This window comes from Priestia sp. P5_B4 (assembly GCF_056400385.1).
Window position 1 is genome coordinate 1 of the sequence record NZ_JBFULJ010001043.1, and the last position, 1,207, is coordinate 1,207.

The following is a 1,207-nucleotide window of genomic DNA, read 5'->3' on the forward strand; positions in this document are numbered from 1 at the left end:
TTGTATTCTTTAATCTTATCCATTAGATAACCCGTCTCTAATTCTTTATATTTAGACATATTAGCTGACTCCTTTTACTTCATTCTTTCTTCTAAGATATCATATTTCTCCTTTATGGATAAGCCTCTCGTCTGACGCTTCTTTAACGCTCAAAGATAGAGAATACAACAATAAAAAAGCAAGCACAAGTGCTTGCTTCCGCCTTATTAAGGCAATGGTTCAACCGCTACGTTCCCTACCGTCACAGCTTCTGTATATGCATTCGTACCGCTTTGGCGTAAGCGAAGATTGGCACTCCCCACTGCGCTTGGATTTAATTGGACATTCAAAACCTTTTCTCCATTTCCAGATGCGTCTGTTGTAATTGAAAAATTGCTGCTGTATCCATACGATGACGGCCAGCTTCCATCTGCGTTTTGAACTTTAGCAATTTGAGTTCCCGATCCGTTATATGCACCTAGATTAAACGTGCTGTACGTAGTGTTAGCTGAAAGCCCGCTTACCTTTACGCGTATTTGGAATATGCCGCTCGTTGGTAAAATGGCTTGATGTTCCAACACGTAAGCACTAGCAGCTGGGGGCTGTGTGGTTCCACCTTTATAACCATATGAACCAGATGCAAAAGTTGACGTATCGTACCATTTATAGCCTGCTGTAGGTGCTGACCATGGCTCTGGCTGAGGCTCAGTGGACTGACTTGGCGTTTCCGACGAAAGTAATGCTGTAGCCTGATCTAATTGAAGTCCTGAGACTTGATTCAAAGAGGTATAGCTTTCTTGCTTCGCTAACCAGTTGACCATATTTACAAGCAGTGTAGAATCGTCTTGTTCCTTAAATCCGTCATATGTGGTTTTAGAAGATCCTGTATCTTCTCGTTTATATTTTGGTGTAGCATCTTCAACCGGTGAAGAATCCCCAATAAAAGCAGCTTTACCTGTCCCTACTTTTGAAACAGCAGCAAAAGGTCCTTCGGCTCTTCCTCCTCCATTGTACACTCCTTGATCTACAGCATTTGACCATTTTGTCGTTGTCTTAGGAAGATACACAATTCCTTTTGCTTTGTTTGGGTCCGTAATAGCAACCGTAGAACCTGCATGCATAGCAACGGTGGAAACACCTAGCGTAATACCGAATGCCTGAGAAGGAGCTACAATATCATTGGCTGTCACATCACCAATGGCATTATAGCGAAAGCGAACACCAAAGT

General features: G+C 42.5%; 1 pseudogene. It reads right to left on the bottom strand.

Annotation, left to right across the window (positions count from 1 at the left end):
* Positions 1 to 206: 206 nt before the first annotated feature.
* Positions 207 to 1,207, bottom strand: a pseudogene (locus AC1DRF_RS28615) (DNA-binding protein); the annotation flags it as partial.